The organism is Aeromonas sp. R10-1, from assembly GCF_040908465.1.
GTDB classification, from domain to species: Bacteria; Pseudomonadota; Gammaproteobacteria; order Enterobacterales; family Aeromonadaceae; genus Aeromonas; species Aeromonas caviae.
Genome location: NZ_JBFODT010000028.1, coordinates 32,803 through 54,085, shown reverse-complemented (window position 1 = coordinate 54,085; position 21,283 = coordinate 32,803). Strand labels below are relative to the sequence as shown.

Annotated in this window: 19 protein-coding genes; 10 read left to right on the top strand and 9 right to left on the bottom strand. The window is 62.8% G+C overall.

All coding sequences use genetic code 11. The features are described 5' to 3' along the window. Positions 1-52 precede the first annotated feature (52 nt). Positions 53-610 carry a TMEM165/GDT1 family protein gene (locus AB5Y93_RS14720; RefSeq protein WP_010675206.1) on the bottom strand — a complete coding sequence of 186 codons (558 nt, stop codon included), beginning with the start codon at positions 608-610 and terminating at the stop codon, positions 53-55. A gap of 253 nt (positions 611-863) precedes the next feature. Further along, positions 864-1,193, bottom strand: coding sequence for a translation initiation factor (locus AB5Y93_RS14715; protein ID WP_368229712.1), 330 nt, complete (start codon positions 1,191-1,193; stop codon positions 864-866). Between the two features lie 119 nt (positions 1,194-1,312). On the opposite strand from AB5Y93_RS14715, the gene AB5Y93_RS14710 reads away from it, so the two are divergent. From AB5Y93_RS14710 to AB5Y93_RS14700, 3 genes are read left to right on the top strand one after another with little or no spacing between them, the layout of a single operon-like run. Continuing rightward, the gene (locus tag AB5Y93_RS14710) at positions 1,313-1,540 is read left to right on the top strand and encodes a FeoA family protein (protein WP_010675204.1); all 228 of its coding nucleotides are present in this window, start codon (positions 1,313-1,315) and stop codon (positions 1,538-1,540) included. Continuing rightward, positions 1,537-3,807: a Fe(2+) transporter permease subunit FeoB gene (feoB, locus tag AB5Y93_RS14705; protein WP_368229711.1), complete on the top strand. Its 2,271-nt coding sequence runs from the start codon at positions 1,537-1,539 to the stop codon at positions 3,805-3,807. The genes AB5Y93_RS14710 and feoB overlap by 4 nt, the downstream gene beginning before the upstream one ends. Before the next feature lie 46 nt (positions 3,808-3,853). Further along, complete coding sequence (locus tag AB5Y93_RS14700; RefSeq protein ID WP_010675202.1) at positions 3,854-4,096, top strand: FeoC-like transcriptional regulator; 243 nt, start codon at positions 3,854-3,856, stop codon at positions 4,094-4,096. 62 nt (positions 4,097-4,158) lie between these two features. Here the strand turns inward: AB5Y93_RS14700 and tapW are convergent, their stop codons facing one another. Both tapW and AB5Y93_RS14690 read right to left on the bottom strand, forming a co-directional pair. After that, positions 4,159-5,295, bottom strand: coding sequence for a type IVa pilus ATPase TapW (gene tapW, locus AB5Y93_RS14695; RefSeq protein WP_368229710.1), 1,137 nt, complete (start codon positions 5,293-5,295; stop codon positions 4,159-4,161). 56 nt (positions 5,296-5,351) lie between these two features. Beyond that, a complete protein-coding gene (locus tag AB5Y93_RS14690) occupies positions 5,352-5,708 on the bottom strand; it encodes a DMT family protein (RefSeq protein WP_010675200.1) in 357 nt (118 codons plus the stop codon). A gap of 112 nt (positions 5,709-5,820) precedes the next feature. Between AB5Y93_RS14690 and AB5Y93_RS14685 the strand changes: the two genes are divergently transcribed. From AB5Y93_RS14685 to AB5Y93_RS14675, 3 genes are all read left to right on the top strand, one after another. Continuing rightward, a complete protein-coding gene (locus tag AB5Y93_RS14685) occupies positions 5,821-6,552 on the top strand; it encodes an ABC transporter substrate-binding protein (RefSeq protein ID WP_039041212.1) in 732 nt (243 codons plus the stop codon). Positions 6,553-6,627: 75 nt separating this feature from the next. Then, positions 6,628-7,635 carry a vitamin B12 ABC transporter permease BtuC gene (gene btuC, locus AB5Y93_RS14680; RefSeq protein WP_039041213.1) on the top strand — a complete coding sequence of 336 codons (1,008 nt, stop codon included), beginning with the start codon at positions 6,628-6,630 and terminating at the stop codon, positions 7,633-7,635. After that, positions 7,622-8,395, top strand: a complete 774-nt coding sequence (locus AB5Y93_RS14675; protein ID WP_042014689.1) for an ATP-binding cassette domain-containing protein — start codon at positions 7,622-7,624, stop codon at positions 8,393-8,395. The genes btuC and AB5Y93_RS14675 overlap by 14 nt, the downstream gene beginning before the upstream one ends. 211 nt (positions 8,396-8,606) lie before the next feature. Here the strand turns inward: AB5Y93_RS14675 and AB5Y93_RS14670 are convergent, their stop codons facing one another. Continuing rightward, complete coding sequence (locus AB5Y93_RS14670; protein WP_368229709.1) at positions 8,607-9,671, bottom strand: 3-deoxy-7-phosphoheptulonate synthase; 1,065 nt, start codon at positions 9,669-9,671, stop codon at positions 8,607-8,609. Between the two features lie 141 nt (positions 9,672-9,812). Between AB5Y93_RS14670 and AB5Y93_RS14665 the strand changes: the two genes are divergently transcribed. Further along, the gene (locus tag AB5Y93_RS14665; protein WP_253585127.1) at positions 9,813-10,193 is read left to right on the top strand and encodes a diacylglycerol kinase; all 381 of its coding nucleotides are present in this window, start codon (positions 9,813-9,815) and stop codon (positions 10,191-10,193) included. 78 nt (positions 10,194-10,271) lie between these two features. On the opposite strand, the gene serA is transcribed toward AB5Y93_RS14665, so the two are convergent. From serA to AB5Y93_RS14645, 4 genes are all read right to left on the bottom strand, one after another. Then, positions 10,272-11,504, bottom strand: coding sequence for a phosphoglycerate dehydrogenase (gene serA / locus AB5Y93_RS14660; protein WP_039040384.1), 1,233 nt, complete (start codon positions 11,502-11,504; stop codon positions 10,272-10,274). A gap of 264 nt (positions 11,505-11,768) precedes the next feature. Next, positions 11,769-12,422, bottom strand: coding sequence for a ribose-5-phosphate isomerase RpiA (gene rpiA, locus AB5Y93_RS14655; RefSeq protein ID WP_039040383.1), 654 nt, complete (start codon positions 12,420-12,422; stop codon positions 11,769-11,771). A gap of 143 nt (positions 12,423-12,565) precedes the next feature. Next, positions 12,566-13,162 carry a 5-formyltetrahydrofolate cyclo-ligase gene (locus tag AB5Y93_RS14650; RefSeq protein WP_368229708.1) on the bottom strand — a complete coding sequence of 199 codons (597 nt, stop codon included), beginning with the start codon at positions 13,160-13,162 and terminating at the stop codon, positions 12,566-12,568. A 104-nt stretch (positions 13,163-13,266) separates the two neighbouring features. Beyond that, positions 13,267-14,613, bottom strand: coding sequence for a Na+/H+ antiporter NhaC family protein (locus tag AB5Y93_RS14645; protein ID WP_160837463.1), 1,347 nt, complete (start codon positions 14,611-14,613; stop codon positions 13,267-13,269). Positions 14,614-14,929: 316 nt separating this feature from the next. Between AB5Y93_RS14645 and dapB the strand changes: the two genes are divergently transcribed. The 3 genes from dapB to carB all read left to right on the top strand — a co-directional run bounded on the left by dapB (position 14,930) and on the right by carB (position 20,781). Further along, positions 14,930-15,742, top strand: a complete 813-nt coding sequence (gene dapB, locus AB5Y93_RS14640) for a 4-hydroxy-tetrahydrodipicolinate reductase (RefSeq protein WP_010675190.1) — start codon at positions 14,930-14,932, stop codon at positions 15,740-15,742. A 661-nt stretch (positions 15,743-16,403) separates the two neighbouring features. Further along, entirely contained in the window at positions 16,404-17,540 is a 1,137-nt protein-coding gene (carA, locus tag AB5Y93_RS14635; RefSeq protein ID WP_045524279.1) for a glutamine-hydrolyzing carbamoyl-phosphate synthase small subunit, read from the top strand. Positions 17,541-17,556: 16 nt separating this feature from the next. Further along, the gene (gene carB / locus AB5Y93_RS14630; RefSeq protein ID WP_368229707.1) at positions 17,557-20,781 is read left to right on the top strand and encodes a carbamoyl-phosphate synthase large subunit; all 3,225 of its coding nucleotides are present in this window, start codon (positions 17,557-17,559) and stop codon (positions 20,779-20,781) included. Positions 20,782-21,283: the final 502 nt, after the last annotated feature.

Below are 21,283 nucleotides of genomic sequence, written 5' to 3'. Positions count from 1 at the left end.
GCGGCGGTGGCGATCAGTGCTCACGCTGATCCCCCGCCGGCTTCTTTGGAGGTCAGGCGAAGATCAGGGTGGAGATGCCAAGCCCCGCAAAGAGGATGGCGCAGGCAATGCGGATCCCCTTGAGGGGGAGCTTGTCGGCCCCGAGCTTGCCGAGCAGCACCACGGGCACGTTGGCCAGCATCATGCCGAGGGTGGTACCGGTGATCACCTGGATCAGGGAGTCGTACTTGGCTGCCAGCAGCACGGTGGCTATCTGGGTCTTGTCACCGATCTCGGCGATGAAGAAGAGCACGAAGGTGGCCATGAAGGGGCCGTACTTGTCCAGGGAACTCTCTTCATCATCCATCTTGTCCGGCACCAGGATCCAGGCGGCCATGGCGATGAAGGCGCCAGCGACCAGCCAGGTCATCACCTTGGGATCCATCCAGCGACTGATGAATTCCCCTATCCAGGCGGCACCCGCGTGGTTGAGCAGGGTGGCAGCCAGCATGCCGGCGATGATGGGCCAGGGTTTGCGAAAACGACAGATGAGCAACAGGGCCAGCAGCTGTGTCTTGTCGCCGATCTCGGCGATGGCAACGCTGATGGTGGAGGTTAACAAGGCTTCCATAAAAATGACCGGGGGACGGAATTGTTATAAACCAAAGACAAGCCTGCGCCATCCGTCCCCGGTTTTGGCACTGGCCCGTCAAAGGTCTTGTCAAATCCGGCATTGCCCGGATCACCCTGACCATGGTGAGTTGGCACCAAGTATGTTGATCAGGATCGCGCACGAAACGGGTCCGTGGCGAGACTACTCCCCCTCGATGGGAGCGGGCATTCTAGGGAAAAACCCCCGGTGAGGCAAGGCGCGGGATGGGGAATTATCCCCCCACCAGCTTGACCTGAAAGCCGGCCTTCTCCAGTTCGGCCTTGATCAGGTCCCGTTTGTCCCCCTGGATCTCGATGATCCCCTCCTTGAGACCGCCGCCGGTACCGCACTTCTTCTTGAGCAGGGTGGTGAGGGCCTTCTGCTGTTCGGCGGGAACGCCGTGGATGCTGATGACCCCGGCCCCTTTGCGTCCCTTGGTCTCGCGGCGGATACGCACGACCCCGTCGGCGGGGAAGGGGGAAGCGTGCTGGGCAGGGGCGGATTCCTTGATCATGCCGCCGTCCGTGCTATAGACCAGGCGGCTGTTGTTGTCGTGACTCATGGCAATACTTTGTCGGTTAGCTAAGCGGAGTTTGATTTTACGCAAATAAATGTTGAGGGCACAGCTTATAATCCCCCCATTAAAAGCGAATTATTCTTGTTTAACTTCAGGAGCCCGTCATGGTACTCACAGAGCTGTCGCCGGGACAGAGCGCTCGCATCACGCACATGAACCACCTTGGCCGCGCCTTGCGGCGCAAGCTGATGGTGATGGGGCTGCTGCCCCAGACCGAGATCCTCTATCTGCGGGCCGCCCCCCTGGGGGACCCGCTCCAGATCCAGTGCCAGGGCATCTGCCTCTCCATGCAGCGGAGTCTGGCCCAGCAAATCGAGGTGGAGCCGGTATGAGCTACAACCTGGTCACAGTGGGCAATCCCAACAGCGGCAAGACCTCCCTGTTCAACGCCCTGACCGGCTCCCGCCAGCAGGTGGGGAACTGGAGCGGGGTCACCGTCGACAAGAAGATGGGGGCCTTTGCTGCCCGCGGGCAGGAATACACCCTGGTGGACCTGCCCGGCATCTATGCCCTGGCCAACCAGGAGGCGAGCCTGGACGAGCAGATCGCCAGCCGCTTCGTCCAGCGCCAGCAGCCGGATCTGCTGCTCAACGTCATCGATGCCGCCAACCTGGAGCGCTCCCTCTACCTCACCCTGCAACTGCGGGAGCTGGGGCTGCCCATGGTGGTGGTGCTCAACAAGATGGATCTGCTGCAAAAGCGACGCATCACCATCGACGAGGCCTTGCTCGCCAAGGCGCTGGGGTGCCCCGTGGTGTCGCTCTCGGCCCACAATCGCCAGCAGGTGGCGGCCTTCAAAGAGGGGATCCACCAGTTTATCGGCCAGTCCCAGCCCGCCCTGGTGCTCGACTACGGTCAGCCCCTCGAGGGGGACATCGCCGAGCTGGAGACCCTGCTCGCCCCCCATCATCTGCATCGCCGTGGCCGCGCCCTGCGCCTGCTGGAGGAAGACATCGCCATGCAGGAGACCCTGGCGGCGGGGCAGCAGGCGGCGGCCGACAACGTGGTGAGCCGCGCCCACCACGCCCAGGACATCGACCTGCAACTCGCTGATTTGCGCTACGGCCATATCCACCACTGGTGCCAGCAGGCGTGCCGTCATCAGGACAAGCTCACCGTCGCCCAAAGCGAACGGCTGGACAGGGTGCTGCTCAACCGCTGGGTGGGCATCCCCTTCTTCCTGCTGGTGATGTACCTGATGTTCATGTTCGCCATCAAGGTGGGCAGCGCCTTCATCGACTTCTTCGACATCCTCGGGGGGGCCCTGTTCGTGGACGGAGTGCACCATCTGCTAGGGCTGATGAGTGCCCCCGACTGGCTGGGGGCCGTGCTCGCGGACGGCGTGGGTGCCGGTTTGCAGACGGTGGCGACCTTCATCCCCGTGGTGGGCTGCCTCTTTCTCTTCCTCGCGGTGCTGGAGAGCTCCGGCTATCTGGCCCGCGCCGCCTTCGTGGTGGACGCCCTGATGCGTCGCCTCGGCTTGCCCGGCAAGGCCTTCGTCCCCATGCTGATGGGCTTTGGCTGCACCGTGCCCGCGGTGATGGCGACTCGCACCCTGGGGTCGGAGCGCGAGCGGCTGATGACCTCGGCCATGGCGCCCTTCATGTCCTGCGGTGCCCGTCTGCCGGTCTACGCCCTGTTCGCGGTGGCCTTCTTCCCCGAGTCGGGGCAGAACCTGGTGTTCGGTCTCTATCTGTTCGGCATCCTGGTGGCGGTGCTCACCGGCCTCTTCCTGCGCAGCACCCTGCTGCCGGGCAAGAGCGACTCCATGGTGATGGAGATGCCCGATTACGAGTGGCCCCGTCCGGTGGACGTGGGGCTGCGCACCTGGCAGAAACTCAAGGGCTTCATCTTCGGCGCGGGCAAGACCATCGTCCTGATGGTGGCGGTGCTGAGCGTGCTCAACTCCCTCGGCACCGACGGCAGCTTCGGCAACCAGGATCAGGAGAACTCGGTGTTGAGCAAGCTGAGCCAGTCCGTGACCCCGGTGCTGCATCCCATAGGTGTGCGGGACGACAACTGGCAGGCCACGGTGGGCATCCTCACCGGCATCTTTGCCAAGGAGGCGGTGGTCGCTACCCTCAACAGCCTCTACGCCGGCGGCGCCGGTGATGAGGAGGAGAGTGAATACTCCCTGCTGGGCAGCCTGAAAGCGGCGCTGACCACCATTCCCGCCAACCTGGCGGACATCGACCCCGCCGATCCCATGGGGCTCAAGGTGGGGGATCTGGAGGACAAGCAGGCGGCCGCCGAGGCCCAGGAGGTGGACACCTCCACCTACGGCAACATGCAGACCCACTTCGACGGCGTGGCCGGGGCCTTTGCCTACCTGCTGTTCGTGCTGCTCTACATGCCCTGCGCCGCCGCCATGGGGGCTCTGGTGCGAGAGACCGGTCGTCAGTGGGCCCTGTTCACCGCCGCCTGGTGCAACTACGTCGCCTTCCTGTGCGCCACCCTCTTCTATCAACTGGCGACCTTCGCCGCCCACCCGGCGCAGAGCCTGGTCTGGAGCCTGAGCTATCTGCTCTCCCTGGTGCTGCTCTGGTGGCTGGGGCGTCGTCACGGCGACATCGTCGCCCGCAAGGTGGTGACCCTGTGAAGGGGCTCATGGTCAGGGACGAGTGCGCCGAGAGGGAGGGTATTCTGTGATCCTGCGTGAACTGGGGGACTATCTGGCCCTGCACAAGAAGGTGAGCCGGCGGGCGCTGGCCCGCCACTTCCACACCTCCGAGGATGCGGTAGAGGCCATGCTCGGGGTCTGGATGCGCAAGGGGCGCGTCGCCAAGCGGGAGAGCCGCCTGTGTGGCGGCTCCTGCTGCGGCAAGCACGAAGAGGTGACGTTCGAGTGGTGCGAGCCCGGCCAGATAGGGCTGATCCAGAAGGGCTGACGCCTGCCCACATGCAAAAGGGAACCCGAGGGTTCCCTTTTTCGTGGCCGCCGTGCCCGGTCTCAGAAGAGGTCGCCCTCGTCCTTGGTGGGCTCCAGGCTCCAGCCGCTCGCCGCCGCACTGTTGCCTATCTGGCCCTTCTCCCGCCAGAGTTTGATCTTGAGGCGCAGGTTGTTCTGGGAGTCCGCGTTCTTCACCGCCTCCTCCTCGTCGATCACCCCCTCGACCACCAGATCGAACAGGGTACTGTCGAAGGTCACCATGCCAAGGGCCCTGGATTTTTCCATGATCTCCTTGAGGCCGCCAAACTCGCCGCGCTTGATGAGATCGCGCACCGTGTGGGTCCCGAGCATCACCTCCACCGCCGCCCGGCGCCCGCCGTCCGTGGTCTTCACCAGCCGCTGGGAGACAAAGGCCTTGAGGTTGTTGCCAAGGTCGTTGAGCAGCTGGGGTCTGCGCTCCTCCGGGAAGAAGTTGATGATGCGATCCAGCGCCTGGTTGGCGTTGTTGGCGTGCAGGGTGGAGATGGCCAGATGCCCGGTCTCCGAGAAGGCGAGGGCATGCTCCATGGTCTCCCGATCGCGGATTTCGCCGATGAGGATGACATCCGGCGCCTGGCGCAGGGTGTTCTTCAGGGCCGCGTGGAAGCTGCGGGTATCCACCCCCACCTCCCGCTGGTTGATGATGCTCTTCTGGTGGCGATGGACGAACTCCACCGGATCCTCGATGGTGATGATGTGGCCGCCGCTGTTGCGGTTGCGATGATCGATGAGGGCCGCGAGCGACGTGGACTTGCCGGACCCCGTGCCGCCGACGAAGAGCACCAGACCCCGCTTCTCCATGATGGTGTCGAGGAGTATCGGGGGGAGTTTGAGATCCTCGAAGCGGGGGATCTCGGTCTTGATGTTGCGCGCCACCAGGGAGACTTCATTGCGCTGCTTGAAGATGTTGACCCGAAAACGGCCTATCTGGGGCAGGGAGATGGCGAGGTTCATCTCCAGCTCTTTCTCGAACTGCTGTTTCTGCTCGAGATCCATGATGTCGTAGGCGATGCGGGCCACCTCGCCCGGCCCCAGGGGCTCCTGGGTGAGGGGGCGCAGGGCGCCGTTGAACTTGGCGCAGGGGGGGGCGCCGGTGGAGAGATAGAGATCGGAACCGTCCTGTTTGGCCAGGATCTGCAGCATGTCTCTCAATTCCATGAGGGGCCTCGTCGCTCAAAGGGCTGGGGGATGATGAATGGCTTGAGTGTACAGCCTCAGGCGCCGGTCAGTTTTTCGCGGAACACAAAAAAGACCGCGCCCAGGATGCACAGACCCGCCCAGAGGTAGTCCCACTTCAGGTCTTCTTTCAGATAGAAGATGGAGAAGGGAACGAACACGGTGAGGGTGATCACCTCCTGCAGGATCTTGAGCTGGCCGACGGAGAGCACGGTGTGGCCGATGCGGTTGGCGGGCACCTGCAACAGGTATTCGAACAGGGCTATCCCCCAGCTCACCAGGGCGGCGATGATCCAGGGTTTGTGATTCATGCTCTTGAGATGGGCGTACCAGGCAAACGTCATGAAGACGTTGCTGCAGATGAGCAGGCCGATACTGGTCATGATGGGGTTCATTAGGTTCTCCTTTTAAATCAATGCATTTTATCTCGACTCCATGGGTTTTCATAAGTGGTGCTTGAGGGTATTTTTAGCTCACAAGGATGTAACAAAAGAAGGCGAAAGCTGGATGGGCAAGACAAGCTGGGGTGCGCTTTGTCTGTTGTTTGCCTGCTGGGCGCAAGGTGCGCCGACCCTGACGGTGGCCACCGATGTCTGGCCGCCGTTTCGCATGCTGGCAGAGAACGACGACTTCCAGGGGCTGGATATCGACATTCTGCGCCAGTTGCAGGCACGCAGCGGCATTGTGCTCACCCTCAAACGGGTGCCCTGGGGACGGGCACTCAAACAGATGCAGACCGGTCAGGCGGATCTGATGATAGGGCTGGCTCACACCGAGGAGCGGGCCGCCTTCATCGACTACCTGCAGCCGTCCTATTACCAGTGCCGGCCTGCCTTCTATGGCAAGCCCGCCGCCGTGGCCGGCCTCAGGCGCTACGAGGATCTGCGAGGCCGCGAGATAGGCTATGTGCTCAACTCCGCCTACTTCCCCCCCTTCGATGGCGACACCCAGCTCGACAAGCACGGGGTCCCCACCGAAGACCAGTTGCAGCGCATGGTGGAGCGGGGTCACCTGCCCCTGATGATAGGGACCGACTGCCAGGTGGATTACGCCCTGAGCCAGCGCAACGACGCCGGCCTCGTCAAGGCACCCTTCCAGCCCCCCAACCCGGTGGTGCTCTACCTCGGGATGAGCAAGCACTCACCCCACCACGAGCTAGGCCCCAAGCTGGCGCAGGCGTTGCAAGCCATGGTGGAGAGCGGCGAGATAGCGGCGCTGGCCAAGCCCTACCAGCCTTGACCTTGGGTGGTAACGCGCTGTTATCATGCAGCTTTCCTGCCTGCCCCCCGGCGGGCCTCGCTTCTTGGGGATCCTGTGTATCTCGCTCTCATCCGTCGCCAGCAGCGCTGGCAGCGCCGCTGGCTGCTCCTGCTGTCGCTGCTGACCCTGGCCCTGTTCCTGCTTTCCCTCGCCCTCGGGGAGTTCGTGCTGCTGCCCTGGCAGCCGCTGGGGGATCTGGAGCTGCGTATCTTGCTGGAGCTGCGCCTGCCGCGCGCCCTGCTGGCTCTGCTGGCGGGGGCCTCCCTTGCCTGCGGCGGTGCCGTGCTCCAGGTGATGCTGCACAACCCGGTGGCGGAACCCGGCCTGCTTGGCGTCTCGAGCGGCGCTGGGCTGGCCGCCATGGTGGCGATGGCGGTGGCCAAGGGGCTCGGGCTCTATCTGCCGGGCTGGGGGCTGTCGCTGGCGGCCTTTGGCGGCGCCCTGGTGGTGACCATGCTGCTCATCCGTCTCGCACGCCGGGCACGGCTCGGCCATGGGCGGCTGCTGCTGTTCGGGGTCGCCATCGGCATCCTCACCAATGCGGCCATGACCTGGCTGATGTATTTCGCCGACGACGGCGCCTTGCGGGAATTCATGTTCTGGATGATGGGCAGCCTCGCCTACGGCAGCCAGCAGCTCGCCTGGTGGTGGCTGGTGCTGCCCCTCACCCTCGGCTGGCTCTGCTGGCAGGGGCGGGCACTGCAACAACTGCTGCTGGGAGAGACCCAGGCCCGCCTCATGGGGCTGAACGTGGACAGCATGCGGGTACGCCTGGTGCTGGCGGTCTGCCTGCTCACCGGGGTGGCGGTCTCCCTGTGCGGCGTCATCGGCTTCGTCGGCCTGGTGGTGCCTCACCTGCTGCGCCTGTGCGGCGGCAGCGATCAGCGCTTCCTGCTGCCCGCCTCGGCGCTGGGGGGCGGCGCCCTGCTGCTCGGGGCCGATCTGGTGGCCCGCTCGGCGCTGCACGCCGGTGAGTTGCCCATCGGGGTCATCACTGCCTCGGTGGGTGCCCCGCTCTTTATCTATCTGCTGCTGAGGCAAGATGCCGATGTGTCCCGCTGATCCCGCCCCCTGGCGGCTGGAGGCCCGCGCCCTGGCCATCCCCCATCGCCTCGCCCCCCTGGATCTCGCCTGGTCCGGTGGTCAGCTGGTGGCCCTGCTCGGCCCCAACGGCAGCGGCAAGTCCTCCCTGCTCGGGGCCCTGGCGGGCCTGCTGCCCGCCGATGGCGCCGTCTTGCTGGGAGGAGAGGTCATCACGACCCTGAGCTGGCCCGAGCTTGCAACGCGGCGCGCCATGCTGCCCCAGCGCCAGCCCCAGCTGTTCCACATCCCGGTGTTCCAGGTGCTGAGCCTGGGGCTGGAGGAGGGGGGCCCCGATGCCCAGGCGCAGGCGGTGGCGGATGTGTGCGACGCCCTGGAACTGGCGCCCCTGCTGGCACGGGACTTCAGCCGCTTGTCCGGGGGGGAGCAGCAGCGGGTGCTGATCGCCCGCACCCTGCTGCAACTGTGGCCAAGCCTCAACCCGACCGGGCGGGTGCTGCTGCTGGACGAACCCCTGGCGGGGCTGGATCTGCATCACCAGATGGCGCTGCTGCGGCTGCTCAAGCAGCTGGCCGCGCAGGGATTGCTGGTGGTGGTGGCCATCCACGACATCAATCTGGCCATCGACTGGGCGGATCGCGTGCTCTGCCTGCAACAGGGCCGCGTGGTGGGGGAAGGGGACGTCGGGATCATCGACGAGGCGCTGCTGGAGCGGGTGTTCCAGATCCGCACCGATCGCATCGAGGCGGCCGGCCGCACCTGGTTTATGCCGAGCCTGTGAGGCGGGCTTCCCCCTCATCCCCAGCCCGTCTCCCATTCTTTTGAAACAAGCGGGAGAAGGGAGCCGCTCCGTCGACTACGGATACAGCATTGAAAACCTGCAGAGGCTGAGTGAAGCCAAGGGGGCGAGTGAATCACTGTGGAAATGAAAAGAGCCAGGCATCCGTGATGCCTGGCTCTTTTCATTGGTAGATGGAGCGTTGAGCGGTTGCTCAGGCTTTCTGCTTGTCCAGCCGCACCTGGGCGGCTTCTGCCAGCATGGCCAGCAGGGTTTCGGTGTCACTCCACGACAGACAGGCATCGGTGATGCTCTGGCCGAAGGTGGCGGCACAGCCGTTCTCCACGTCCTGACGCCCTTCCACCAGGAAGCTCTCGGCCATGATGCCAGCGATGCCGGTGCGACCGCGGCGCAGCTGATCGCAGATATCCTGGGCCACCAGCAGTTGGCGGCGGTGATCCTTCATGCTGTTGCCGTGGCTGAAGTCCACCACCAGACGCTCCGGCAGTCCCACTTGGGCCAGAGCCTCGCACGCCTCGTCGATGCTGGCGGTGTCGTAGTTGGGACGGTGGCCGCCGCGCAGGATCACGTGGCCGTAGGGGTTGCCGGCGGTGCGGTAGATGGTCATCTTGCCGTCCTTGTCCGGGGAGTAGAAGATGTGGCTGTGACGGGCGGCGCGCACCGCATCGATGGCGATGCGGGTGTTGCCGTCGGTGCCGTTCTTGAACCCCACCGGGCAGGAGAGGGCGGAGGCCATCTCCCGGTGAACCTGGGACTCGGTGGTGCGCGCGCCGATGGCGCCCCAGGTGATGAGATCGCTGATGTACTGGCCGGTCACCATGTCGAGGAACTCGGTGGCGGTGGGCATGCCGGTCTCGTTGATGTCCACCAGCAGCTTGCGGGCCAGTTTCAGCCCTTCATTGACGTCGAAACTGCCATCCAGGCGCGGATCATTGATGAGCCCCTTCCAGCCGACGATGGTGCGCGGCTTTTCGAAGTAGGTGCGCATCACGATGCACAGGCTCTCTTTGTACTCTTTACGCAGGGTGTTCAGACGCAGGGCGTATTCGTGGGCGGCGGCGGGATCGTGGATGGAGCAGGGGCCGACGATGACCAGCAGGCGCTGATCCTCACCGGACAGAATGGCTTCCACTTGGCGGCGGGCATCCAGCAGGTTCTGGGCGATGGTGTCGGTTAACGGGAAGGCGTGCGCCAGCTCGCTGGGGGTGATCAGGGCCTCCAGGCGACGGGTGCGCAATTCATCGGTGTGAATGGACATACGACTCAATTCTCGAGTGGATAAGGTGGGCGGGATGCCAAAATGCAAGGGAATAAAATAAAGCAAAAGTCACCCGATGGAAACCTTGGGCGGCTCTGATAGGATGTGAACCCAAAAGCCATTTCAAATGAGGTAGTTATCGTGGCAAAGCCAGGCGCGACCGGGATCACCCGCATCATCAACGCAACCGGTTACAGCATGAAAGGTCTCAAATCGGCCTGGATCAACGAGGCCGCCTTCCGCCAGGAGCTGGTGCTCATCCTGCTGCTGATGCCGCTGGCATTCTGGATAGGTGACTCCCTCAACGAGATCCTGCTGCTCGTCTGCATCAGCTGGCTGGTGGTGATCGTCGAGGTACTCAACTCCGCCGTGGAGGCGGTGGTGGATCGCATCGGCTCCGAGCATCACGAACTCTCGGGCCGCGCCAAGGATCTGGGCTCCGCCGCCGTCTTCATCGCCCTGACCTTGAACGCCCTGGTGTGGGGCGCCCTGGTGGGCCGCAACCTGCTGGGCTGGTGGTAGGTTGCGAGAGCAACCTTTCTCCTGACATAAAAAAGCCCGTCATCACGACGGGCTTTTTACTGCGCAGATAAGGGCTTATCAGTGCAGGATCCGGGCACGGATGGTGCCATTGATCTCTTTGAGACGGGCCAGGGCCTTCTCGCTGTGCTCGGTTTCGACGTCGATGACCACGTAACCGATCTCGCTGCTGGTCTGCAGGTACTGACCGGCGATGTTGATCCCCTCGTCGGCGAAGATCTGGTTGATCTGGTTCATCACGCCGGGCTGGTTGCGGTGAATGTGCAGCAGGCGGCTGGAGCCCTTGTGACCGGGCAGGGAGACTTCCGGGAAGTTGACCGCGGAGAGGGTGGAGCCGTTGTCGGAGTATTTGACCAGCTTGTTGGCCACTTCCAGACCGATGTTCTCCTGGGCTTCCTGGGTGGAGCCGCCGATGTGGGGGGTCAGGATCACGTTGTCCAGGCCGCGCAGCGGGGTGAGGAACTCCTCGTCGTTGGACTTGGGCTCCACCGGGAAGACGTCGATGGCGGCGCCGGAGAGGTGGCCGCTCTTGATGACGTCGGCCAGGGCGTCGATGTCCACCACGGTGCCGCGGGAGGCGTTGATGAAGATGGCGCCCGGTTTCATCATGCGCAGTTGCTCTGCACCGATGAGATCCTTGGTGGAGGCGGTTTCCGGTACGTGCAGGCTGATGACGTCAGACATGTTGAGCAGCTCCACCAGGTTCGGCACCTGGATGGCGTTGCCAAGGGAGAGCTTGTTCTCGATGTCGTAGTAGTAGACCTTCATGCCGATCATCTCGGCGATGATGCCAAGCTGGGTGCCGATGTGGCCGTAGCCGATGATACCGAGCTTCTTGCCGCGGGCTTCGACGCTGCGGTTGGCCAGCTTCTCCCAGACGCCGCGATGGCACTTGGCATTCTTCTCGGGAATGCCGCGCAGCAGCAGCAGGATCTCCCCCAGTACCAGTTCGGCCACGGAGCGGGTGTTGGAGAAGGGGGCGTTGAAGACGGGAATGCCGCGCACGTGGGCGGCGTCGAGGGAGACCTGGTTGGTGCCGATGCAGAAGCAGCCGATGGCCACCAGCTTGGTGGCGGCATCCAGCACCTTCTCGGTGATCTGGGTGCGTGAACGCAGGCCCACGAAATGCACGTCACGAATGCGCTCGATCAACTCCTCTTCCGACAGGGACGTCTTCAGATATTCCACATTGGTGTAGCCGGCTGCCCGAAAGGTCTCCACCGTGTTGGGATGGACTCCCTCCAGCAGCAGTACCTTGATCTTATCCTTGTCCAGCGAAAACTTGGCTGTCATGACGTTCCCTCTATTGTTTTGAAAAATGCGTTCAGGCTTGCAGTGTGAAGAAAACCGTAAAGTAGCAAAAACGTTTGGGAGAGGGAATATTTGTGACGAAAGTCAAATTCTTTGAAGTTATCAACGATTGTTGCAGATGTGCTGCTACAACCCATTGAGGAATAACCAGAAACGGCGCCATGAGGCGCCGTTGTCCATTTGGGGCAGTCAGATTGACTGACCCGGGCGGTGCTTGCCCGGAGGGGGAGGTCCGGGGAGCAGGCCTTAGTTGGTGATCACACCCTCGGGGGTGCCGATCAGCACAACGTCGGCGCCACGGTGGGCGAACAGGCCGTTGGTGACCACGCCCACGATGCTGTTGAGGCGGGTTTCCAGAGCCTTGGCATCGGTGATGGCCATGCCTTTGACGTCCAGGATGATGTTGCCGTTGTCGGTCACCACCCCTTCACGCCACACCGGGTTGCCGCCAAGGGCGCGGATCTCGCGGGCCACGTATTCGCGGGCCATGGGGATCACTTCCACCGGCAGGGGGAAGGTGCCCAGCACGTCGACGGTCTTGGTGTTGTCGATGATGCAGATGAACTGGTCGGCCACGGCGGCGACGATCTTCTCGCGGGTCAGGGCGGCGCCGCCCCCCTTGATCATGTCGCGGCTGGCGTTGATCTCGTCGGCACCATCCACGTAGACGGAGAGGGCATCGATGTCGTTGAGGTCAAACACTGGGATGCCGAGACCCTTGAGGCGCTCGGTGGAGGCGATAGAGCTCGACACCGCGCCCTTGATCTGGTCTTTCATGGTCGCCAGTGCGTCGATGAAGTGATTGACGGTAGAGCCGGTGCCCACCCCGACGATGGTGCCGGGTACCACGTATTTGAGCGCAGCCCAACCGGCCGCCTTCTTCATTTCATCTTGAGTCATGATGGATCCTTATGGAAAAAGCGGGCGCATTATATCCAAGCATCCCCCCCAGAGCGACCATGGTGCTCACGTTCCGGCGCAAAAACCCCCAAGATGTAAATCGTTTGCCTGTTTATTGAACCGAAGGGGGCGCCCCCGCCTGATCAGGCAAAGTGCCAGCTGCGGCTGGGGGTGATGATCTGGGGGAGCGGCACGTCCCACTGCTCCCGGGGGACGGCATCCACCTGCTGGCAATCGTGGGCGAGCCCCAGGGGTCTTGGGCCGAGCTGGTGCTCGTGCCAGCAGGCGAGGGTGCGATCGTAGTAGCCGCCCCCCATGCCGAGGCGGTTGCCTGCCTCATCGAAGGCCACCAGCGGGGTGCAGATGATGTCCAGCATGCTGTGGGGCAGCACCTGCTGCACGTCGAGCTCGGGCTCGGCGATGCCGTAGCGGTTGCGGGTCATGGGGGTGGTGGCGGTGTAGCGCAAGAAGAGCAGGTGACCCGGGGTGAAGGGGTGCAGCACCGGCAGGTAGACCTCCTTTTGCCGGGCCCACAGCCAGTGGATGGCGGGCATGGGATCGAGCTCCCCGTCGTTGGCCAGATAGAGGGCGATGCGCCTGGCCGCGAGGATGCCGGGGTGTTCCTGGAAGCGCTCGACCAGCTGTTGGGCCGCCGTCTGCTGCTCGGCCTGGCTCAGGCTTTTTCTGCGCTGGCGAATGAGCTGGCGCAGGTTCTGGCGTTCGGGTTGGGTATCCGGCATGGGGACTCCTGGGCAAAGGTGGGCTGGCGCTACCTTAACAAGGGGCCGACGGGATGAAAAGCCGATGGCGGGGCCGCCAGCCGGGCGGCCCCTGAGGTCGGGTGTCAGGAACGGTGGGGGGCGGGAGCCACTGCGCCCATCTGGTGCTTGAGGAAGACGGCCACGATGGCGGCCAGTGCCAGCGCCATGGGGTAGAAGCTCATGCTCACGACCAGGATCGGCGAGAGGGCGAAGATGGAACCCAGCAGCAGCGCCTGGGCGCCCCAGGGAATCAGCCCCTGTACCACGCAGGAGAAGATGTCCAGCATGGAGGCGGCGCGGCGCGGGGTGACCCCGTGATGGTCCGCCAGATCCCTGGCCACCTTGCTCGCGACTATGATGGCCACGGTGTTGTTGGCGGTGCACAGGTTGGTGAGGCTCACCACGCCGGCGATGCCGAGCTCGGCCGCCTTTTCGTTCTGCTCGCCATCGTGGTGGCGGGTGAAGCGGGCAATCAGGGCGGCGATGCGCTCACTTATCCATGCGAGCCCACCCTGGCGTTCCATCAGGGCACCCAGACCGCCGATGAGCATGGAGAGCAGGAAGATCTCCTGCATGCTGGTAAAGCCCTGATAGATGTCCTTGCTGAACTGGCCGAGGGAGTAGCTGCCAAGCAGCCCCACGCCACCGGCCGCCAGGATGCCGAGCCCCAGTACCATGAAGACGTTCATGCCAGAGAGGGCCAGCACCAGGATCAGCAGATAGGGGGCGACCTTGAGCAAGTCCGCCTCGGCGGTGGGGGCCGGCGCTTCACCGGTGGAGCCCAGCACCAGATAGAGCAGGATCACCAGCACGGCGGCGGGGGCGGCAATCTTGATGTTCTCGCGAAACTTGTCCTTCATCTCGCAGCCCTGGCTGCGGGTGGCGGCGATGGTGGTGTCGGAGATGATGGAGAGGTTGTCCCCGAACATGGCGCCGGAGAGGATGGTCCCCGCCATCAGCATCGGATCGATGCCGGCGGCATGGGCGACGCCGAGCGCCACCGGTGCCACGGCGCCGATGGTGCCCATGGAAGTACCCATGGCGGTGGCAATGAAGGCAGAGATGAGGAAGAGCCCCGGCAGCAGGCACCAGCCCGGAATGAGGGAGAGGCCGAGGGCGACCGTGGCATCCACCCCGCCGGTGGCCTTGGCCACGGTGGCGAAGGCGCCCGCCAGCAAATAGATGAGGCACATGGCCATGATGTTGCTCTCGCCCACCCCCTTGAAGAAGGTCTCGAGGTTCTTGTTGAACCCCTCGCGTCCCATCAGCAGGGCCAGCATGACGGCGGGCAGGGCGGCAACGGGGGCGGGGAGCTGGTAGAAGGCGAACTCGACCCCCTGCAGGGTCAGCCAGGTACCGGTACCGATGAAGAGGGCAAGAAAGACCAGAAGGGGCAGCAGGGCTCTGGCACGGGGTTGGGTCTGGATCATGTGTTCCTCGAAACTTGAACAATGACCTCCTGTCGTTGCCTGTGGCGCCTCCAGGGCGGGCACAGGGCGGGCATCCTGCCACCATGGGGGGCCAACAGTAGTGAGTCGGCCCGCCCGGGTCAAGATAGCCGTCCAGATGGATAGGGCTTTTTGCTTCGTGATTCTGACTTGTCTGGTTATTCCGTTATTTATTCTGTTTTTAATGAATTTATCGTTTAAATGTCGGGGTGGTTTGGCGGGCCAGATCGGGCTTTTCAAAGGGGACGCGGGCTGGTAAAACGGTCTCTTTCCATAATAAAGAGATGAGAGGGTGGAGATGGACAATCCGATCCGTGTGGCCGTGATGGGCTGTAATGGTCGTATGGGCAAGGTGCTGCTGGAGGCTATCGCCAACGCCGAGGGCGTGGTGGTGGGAGCTGCGCTGGAACGACCGGGCTCTGCCGTGATCGGTCTGGATGCGGGTGAACTCAACGGCCTGGGGCGCCTTGGCGTCATCATCAGCGACAGTCTGGAGAAGGTGAAGGACGAATTCGATCTCATCATCGACTTCACCCGCCCCGAGGTGACCCTGGCGAACCTCGCCTTTGCACTGGCGCATGGCAAGCAGATGGTGATCGGCACCACCGGCTTTGACGAGGCGGGCAAGGCGGCCCTGCACGAGGCGGGCAAGCAGATCGGCATCGTCTTCGCCTCCAACTACTCGGTCGGGGTCAACCTGGTGTTCAAGCTGCTGGAGCAGGCGGCCAGGGTGATGGGGGAGTACACCGACATCGAGATCATCGAGGGGCACCACAGACACAAGGTGGATGCTCCGTCCGGCACTGCGCTCTCCATGGGGGAAGTGGTGGCGAAAACCCTGGGCCGGGATCTCAAAGAGTGCGCCGTCTATGGCCGTGAGGGGATCACCGGTGAACGGGATCGCAACACCATCGGCTTTGCCACCATCCGCGCCGGCGATCTGGTGGGGGAGCACACCGTCATGTTCGCCGACATCGGCGAGCGGGTCGAGATCAGCCACAAGGCTTCCAGCCGTCTGACCTTCGCCAACGGTGCAGTGCGGGCGGGCAAGTGGCTCGGCCAGCAAGGGGCCGGTCTCTATGACATGCAGGATGTGCTCGGTCTGAAATAAACCGTCTTCAGGGGGGGGGGGCAGACTCCCGTACTGGTTGCCAAACCCCGGTCCGCCGGGGTTTTTTGTCACTTTTTTGTAGAAATGAGCCTTAATCATCACTTTTTGAGTGAACCTCGCTAAATCCTGCCATTCTTACAAGCCTGCCACCCTCTTGCGACAAAAATGTCATCAAGGGGTAACGGGTTTGGGTCTCAATATTCCCCTGCGGGGGGCATTTCGCCTTGATGTGAAATAGACTAAAAATGCAATCCAAGAAAAACGTTTTCTATTCTTGGCGTTCACTTTTCTGGCTTCAAATGGTGTTTTTGCTGTTGTGTTGTTTATTTTTTAATTTTCTATCTTGCTGTTTATTAAGTGGTAAATTTGGTTTTTTGTACGTTGCATGGCATCGGGCGCCGCTTTGTTGTCTGTGTTTGGCTTTTCTTTTTGAAGAGGGGGTTGCAAAGCGAGTGAGTGCATAGATAATGGGTAATGTTGCTTGTTTATTGAATTTAGATGCATTTCAAACGAGAAAAGACGTTGAAATGAGATCGTTTTTAAGTAGAATGCGCCCAATTTGCCAGAAATCTGCCGGGTTCGAGTCCTGTCAAAGACCGGAACCGAGCCCGCAACACCCAGGTAAATTGCTGAATTTAAAGCTAAATAACTGGAGGTTGTCTTGAATCACACTGCATTGCTAGTGCTGGAAGATGGAACTGTGTTCAAAGGCGTGTCGATAGGCGCCGAGGGATGTTCCGTTGGTGAAGTGGTTTTCAACACGTCGATGACGGGTTATCAGGAAATCCTCACAGATCCCTCCTATTCCCGTCAGATCGTTACCCTCACTTACCCCCATATAGGCAACACCGGCACCAACAGCGAAGATGAAGAGTCCAGTCAGGTCCATGCTCAGGGCCTCATCATCCGGGACCTTCCGATACTGGCCTCCAACTTCCGCAATCAGCAATCCCTCTCCGATTACCTCAAGTCCCACAACATCGTTGGCATCGCCGACATCGACACCCGCAAGCTGACCCGCATCCTGCGTGAAAAAGGCGCCCAGGCTGGTTGCATCCTGGCCGGCAAGCAGCTCGATGAAGCCCATGCCCTCGAACAGGCCCGCGCCTTCCCCGGTTTGAAGGGGATGGACCTGGCCAAGGAAGTGACCGTGAGCGAATCCTACAGCTGGACTGAAGGCAGCTGGCAGCTCGGCAAGGGTCACGTCATCCCGGCGGCCGATGAGCTGAAATACCACGTGGTGGCCTACGACTTCGGCGTGAAGCGCAACATCCTGCGCATGCTGGTGGACCGTGGCTGCCGCCTGACCGTGGTGCCGGCCAAGACCCCGGCCGCCGAGGTACTGGCGATGAACCCGGATGGCATCTTCCTCTCCAACGGCCCCGGCGACCCCGAGCCGTGCGACTACGCCATCGAAGCTATCAAGGCTTTCCTTGATACCAGCACCCCGGTGTTCGGTATCTGCCTGGGCCACCAGTTGCTGGGCCTGGCCTCCGGCGCCAAGACCATCAAGATGAAGTTCGGCCACCACGGTGCCAACCACCCGGTGAAGAGTCTGGACGACAACACCGTGATGATCACCGCCCAGAACCACGGCTTTGCGGTGGACGAGCAGACCCTGCCCGAGTGCCTGCGTGCCACCCACGTCTCCTTGTTCGATGGGTCGCTCCAGGGCATCCATCGCACCGACCGTCCGGCCTTCAGCTTCCAGGGTCACCCCGAAGCGAGCCCGGGCCCGCACGATTGTGCCGGTCTGTTCGACCACTTTATTGAATTGATTAAGCAGTATCGCGCCTAAGAGGATAAAGAGAGCCATGCCAAAACGTAACGACCTACAGAGCATCCTGATCCTCGGCGCCGGCCCCATCGTCATCGGTCAGGCCTGCGAATTCGACTACTCCGGCGCCCAGGCGTGCAAGGCCCTGAAAGAAGAGGGCTACCGCGTCATCCTGGTGAACTCCAACCCGGCCACCATCATGACCGACCCGGAGATGGCCGACGCCACCTACATCGAGCCCATCACCTGGGAAGTGGTGCGCGAGATCATCAAGAAAGAGCGCCCGGACGCCATCCTGCCCACCATGGGTGGTCAGACTGCGCTGAACTGCGCCCTGGCGCTGGAGCAGCATGGCGTGCTCAAGGAGTTCGGTGTCGAGATGATCGGCGCCACCGCCGACGCCATCGACAAGGCCGAGGATCGCTCCCGCTTTGACAAGGCGATGCGCAGCATTGGCCTGGAGTGCCCCCGTGCCGGCATCGCCCACAACATGGAAGAGGCCTGGGGCGTGCAGCAGATGGTCGGCTTCCCCTGCATCATCCGTCCTTCCTTTACCATGGGTGGCTCGGGCGGCGGCATCGCCTACAACACCGAAGAGTTCGTGGAGATCTGCGAGCGCGGTCTGGATCTCTCCCCGACCAAGGAGCTGCTCATCGACGAGTCGCTCATCGGCTGGAAAGAGTACGAGATGGAAGTGGTGCGGGATCGCAACGACAACTGCATCATCGTCTGCGCCATCGAGAACTTCGACCCCATGGGCATCCACACCGGTGACTCCATCACGGTCGCGCCAGCCCAGACGCTGACCGACAAGGAGTACCAGATCATGCGCAACGCCTCCATGGCGGTGCTGCGCGAGATCGGTGTCGAGACCGGTGGCTCCAACGTCCAGTTCGGCATCAACCCCAAAGACGGCCGCATGGTCATCATCGAGATGAACCCGCGGGTGTCGCGCTCCTCTGCGCTGGCCTCCAAGGCGACCGGCTTCCCCATCGCCAAGATCGCCGCCAAGCTCGCCATCGGTTACACCCTGGACGAGCTGATGAACGACATCACCGGCGGTCGTACCCCGGCCTCCTTCGAGCCGGCCATCGACTACGTGGTGACCAAGGTGCCGCGCTTCAACTTCGAGAAGTTCGCCGGCGCCAACGACCGTCTGACCACCCAGATGAAATCCGTGGGTGAAGTGATGGCCATTGGCCGCAACTTCCAGGAGTCCCTGCACAAGGCCCTGCGTGGCCTCGAGACCGGCAAGACCGGCTTCGACCCCATGGTTGACCTGAACACCCCCGATTCCCTGACCCGCATCCGTCACGAGCTGCAGGATGCCGGTGCCGAGCGCATCTTCTACATCGCCGACGCCTTCCGCGCCGGTCTCTCCATGGACGGCGTGTTCAAGCTGACCAAGATTGACCCCTGGTTCCTGGTGCAGATTGAAGAGCTGGTGAAACTGGAAGAGCAGGTGAAAGAGCGCGGCATGGCCGGTCTTGACGCCGACTTCCTGCGCGCCCTCAAGCGAAAGGGCTTTGCCGACGCCCGTCTGGCCAAGATCCTCGGCGTGGCCGAAGGGGAAGTGCGTAAATTGCGTGCCCGTCACAACATCTTCCCGGTCTACAAGCGGGTCGATACCTGCGCGGCCGAGTTCGCCACCAACACCGCCTACATGTACTCCAGCTACGACGAAGAGTGCGAGGCCAACCCCACCAACCGCGACAAGATCATGGTCATCGGTGGCGGCCCGAACCGTATCGGTCAGGGCATCGAGTTCGACTACTGCTGCGTACACGCGGCGCTGGCCCTGCGCGAAGACGGTTACGAGACCATCATGGTCAACTGCAACCCGGAAACCGTCTCCACCGACTACGACACCTCCGACCGTCTCTACTTCGAGCCGGTCACCCTGGAAGACGTGCTGGAAATCGTGCGAGTCGAGCAGCCCAAGGGCGTCATCGTCCAGTACGGCGGCCAGACTCCGCTGAAACTGGCGCGGGCATTGGAAGCCAACGGCGTGCCGGTCATCGGGACCAGCCCGGATGCCATCGACCGCGCGGAAGATCGCGAGCGCTTCCAGTCCGCCGTCGAGCGCCTGGGGCTCAAGCAGCCGGAAAACGGCACCGTCACCGCCCTGGAGCAGGCCGTGCAACTGGCCACGCGCATCACCTACCCGCTGGTGGTTCGCCCCTCCTACGTGCTGGGTGGCCGCGCCATGGAAATCGTCTATGACGAGCAGGACCTGCGCCGCTACTTCGCCGAGGCAGTGAGCGTCTCCAACGAGTCGCCTGTGCTGCTGGACCGCTTCCTGGACGACGCCACCGAGGTGGACGTGGATGCCATCTGCGACGGCGTTGACGTGGTCATCGGCGGCATCATGGAGCACATCGAACAGGCCGGCATTCACTCCGGTGACTCCGCCTGCTCCCTGCCGCCCTACACCCTGTCCAAGGCGATTCAGGACGAGATGCGCGAGCAGGTGCGCAAACTGGCGCTGGAACTTGGCGTAGTCGGTCTGATGAACGTGCAGTTCGCGGTGAAAGACAACGAGATTTACCTCATCGAGGTGAACCCCCGTGCCGCCCGTACCGTGCCCTTCGTCTCCAAGGCCACGGGCGCACCGCTGGCGAAGATCGCCGCCCGCGTCATGGCCGGTCAGAGCCTGAAAGAACAGGGCTTCACCACCGAGATCATCCCGCCCTACTACTCGGTGAAGGAAGTGGTACTGCCGTTCGCCAAGTTCCCGGGTGTGGACCCGCTGCTGGGGCCGGAAATGCGCTCCACTGGCGAAGTCATGGGGGTGGGCAGCAGCTTCGCCGAGGCCTATGCCAAGGCGCAGCTGGGTGCCGGTCACCAGGTACCGAGCGAAGGTCGCGCCCTCTTGTCCGTGCGTCACGGCGACAAGGAGCGGGTGGTGAACCTGGCCGCCAAGCTGCTGGAGCTGGGCTATGACCTCGACGCCACCCACGGCACCGCCGTGACCTTGGGCGAGGCGAGCATCAACCCGCGTCTGGTCAACAAGGTGCACGAGGGGCGTCCGCACATTCTGGATCGCATCAAGAATGGCGAGTACACCTACATCGTCAACACCGCCGAGGGTCGTCAGGCCATCCAGGATTCCAAGCAGCTGCGCCGCGGCGCCCTGCAGCACAAGGTGGCCTACACCACCACGCTGCACGCGGCCTTCGCCACCTGCATGGCCATCAGCGTGGATGCCACCGCCAACGTCAACTCGGTGCAGGAGCTGCACGAGAGGGTGAACAACCGCTAAGAGCACCGGCAGCACGCTGCCCGCTCGATGCACGCAAACCCCGCCAGCGATGGCGGGGTTTTTTTTATTGTCCGCGCCCGGCCACTCCCGGTGGGGGCGCCAGCAAGGAAGATGGGTGAGATGGCGGATAATGCATCATGGGTGGTGATACTCACCCCTTTATTGGAGATTCACTGCATCAATATTGCTGAATTGGCATGATGGGGTGCAATCTTCGCAATCTCTCGCCCCCACGACCTCCCTATACTGGGTGCTCATACAAACAAGGTCGTCTGCGCCGACACACCGAAAGGTGGCGTGCGAGAGGATCAGCGCCCGCAGCCCGATCCGGCTGCCGTGGCCGGCCCCGGTGACCGACGGGGGCCGCAGGAAAACCGGTCGCGGGGTTACCGCCGCGCGACTCGTCAGGGTCGGTGTTACCGCATCAACCCGTTTCCCCTCCTTGCCCCATCCGCCTGTCGGTCCGGTCGTCCGGTGCCTCGCCCATCCGTCAAGGGAATCT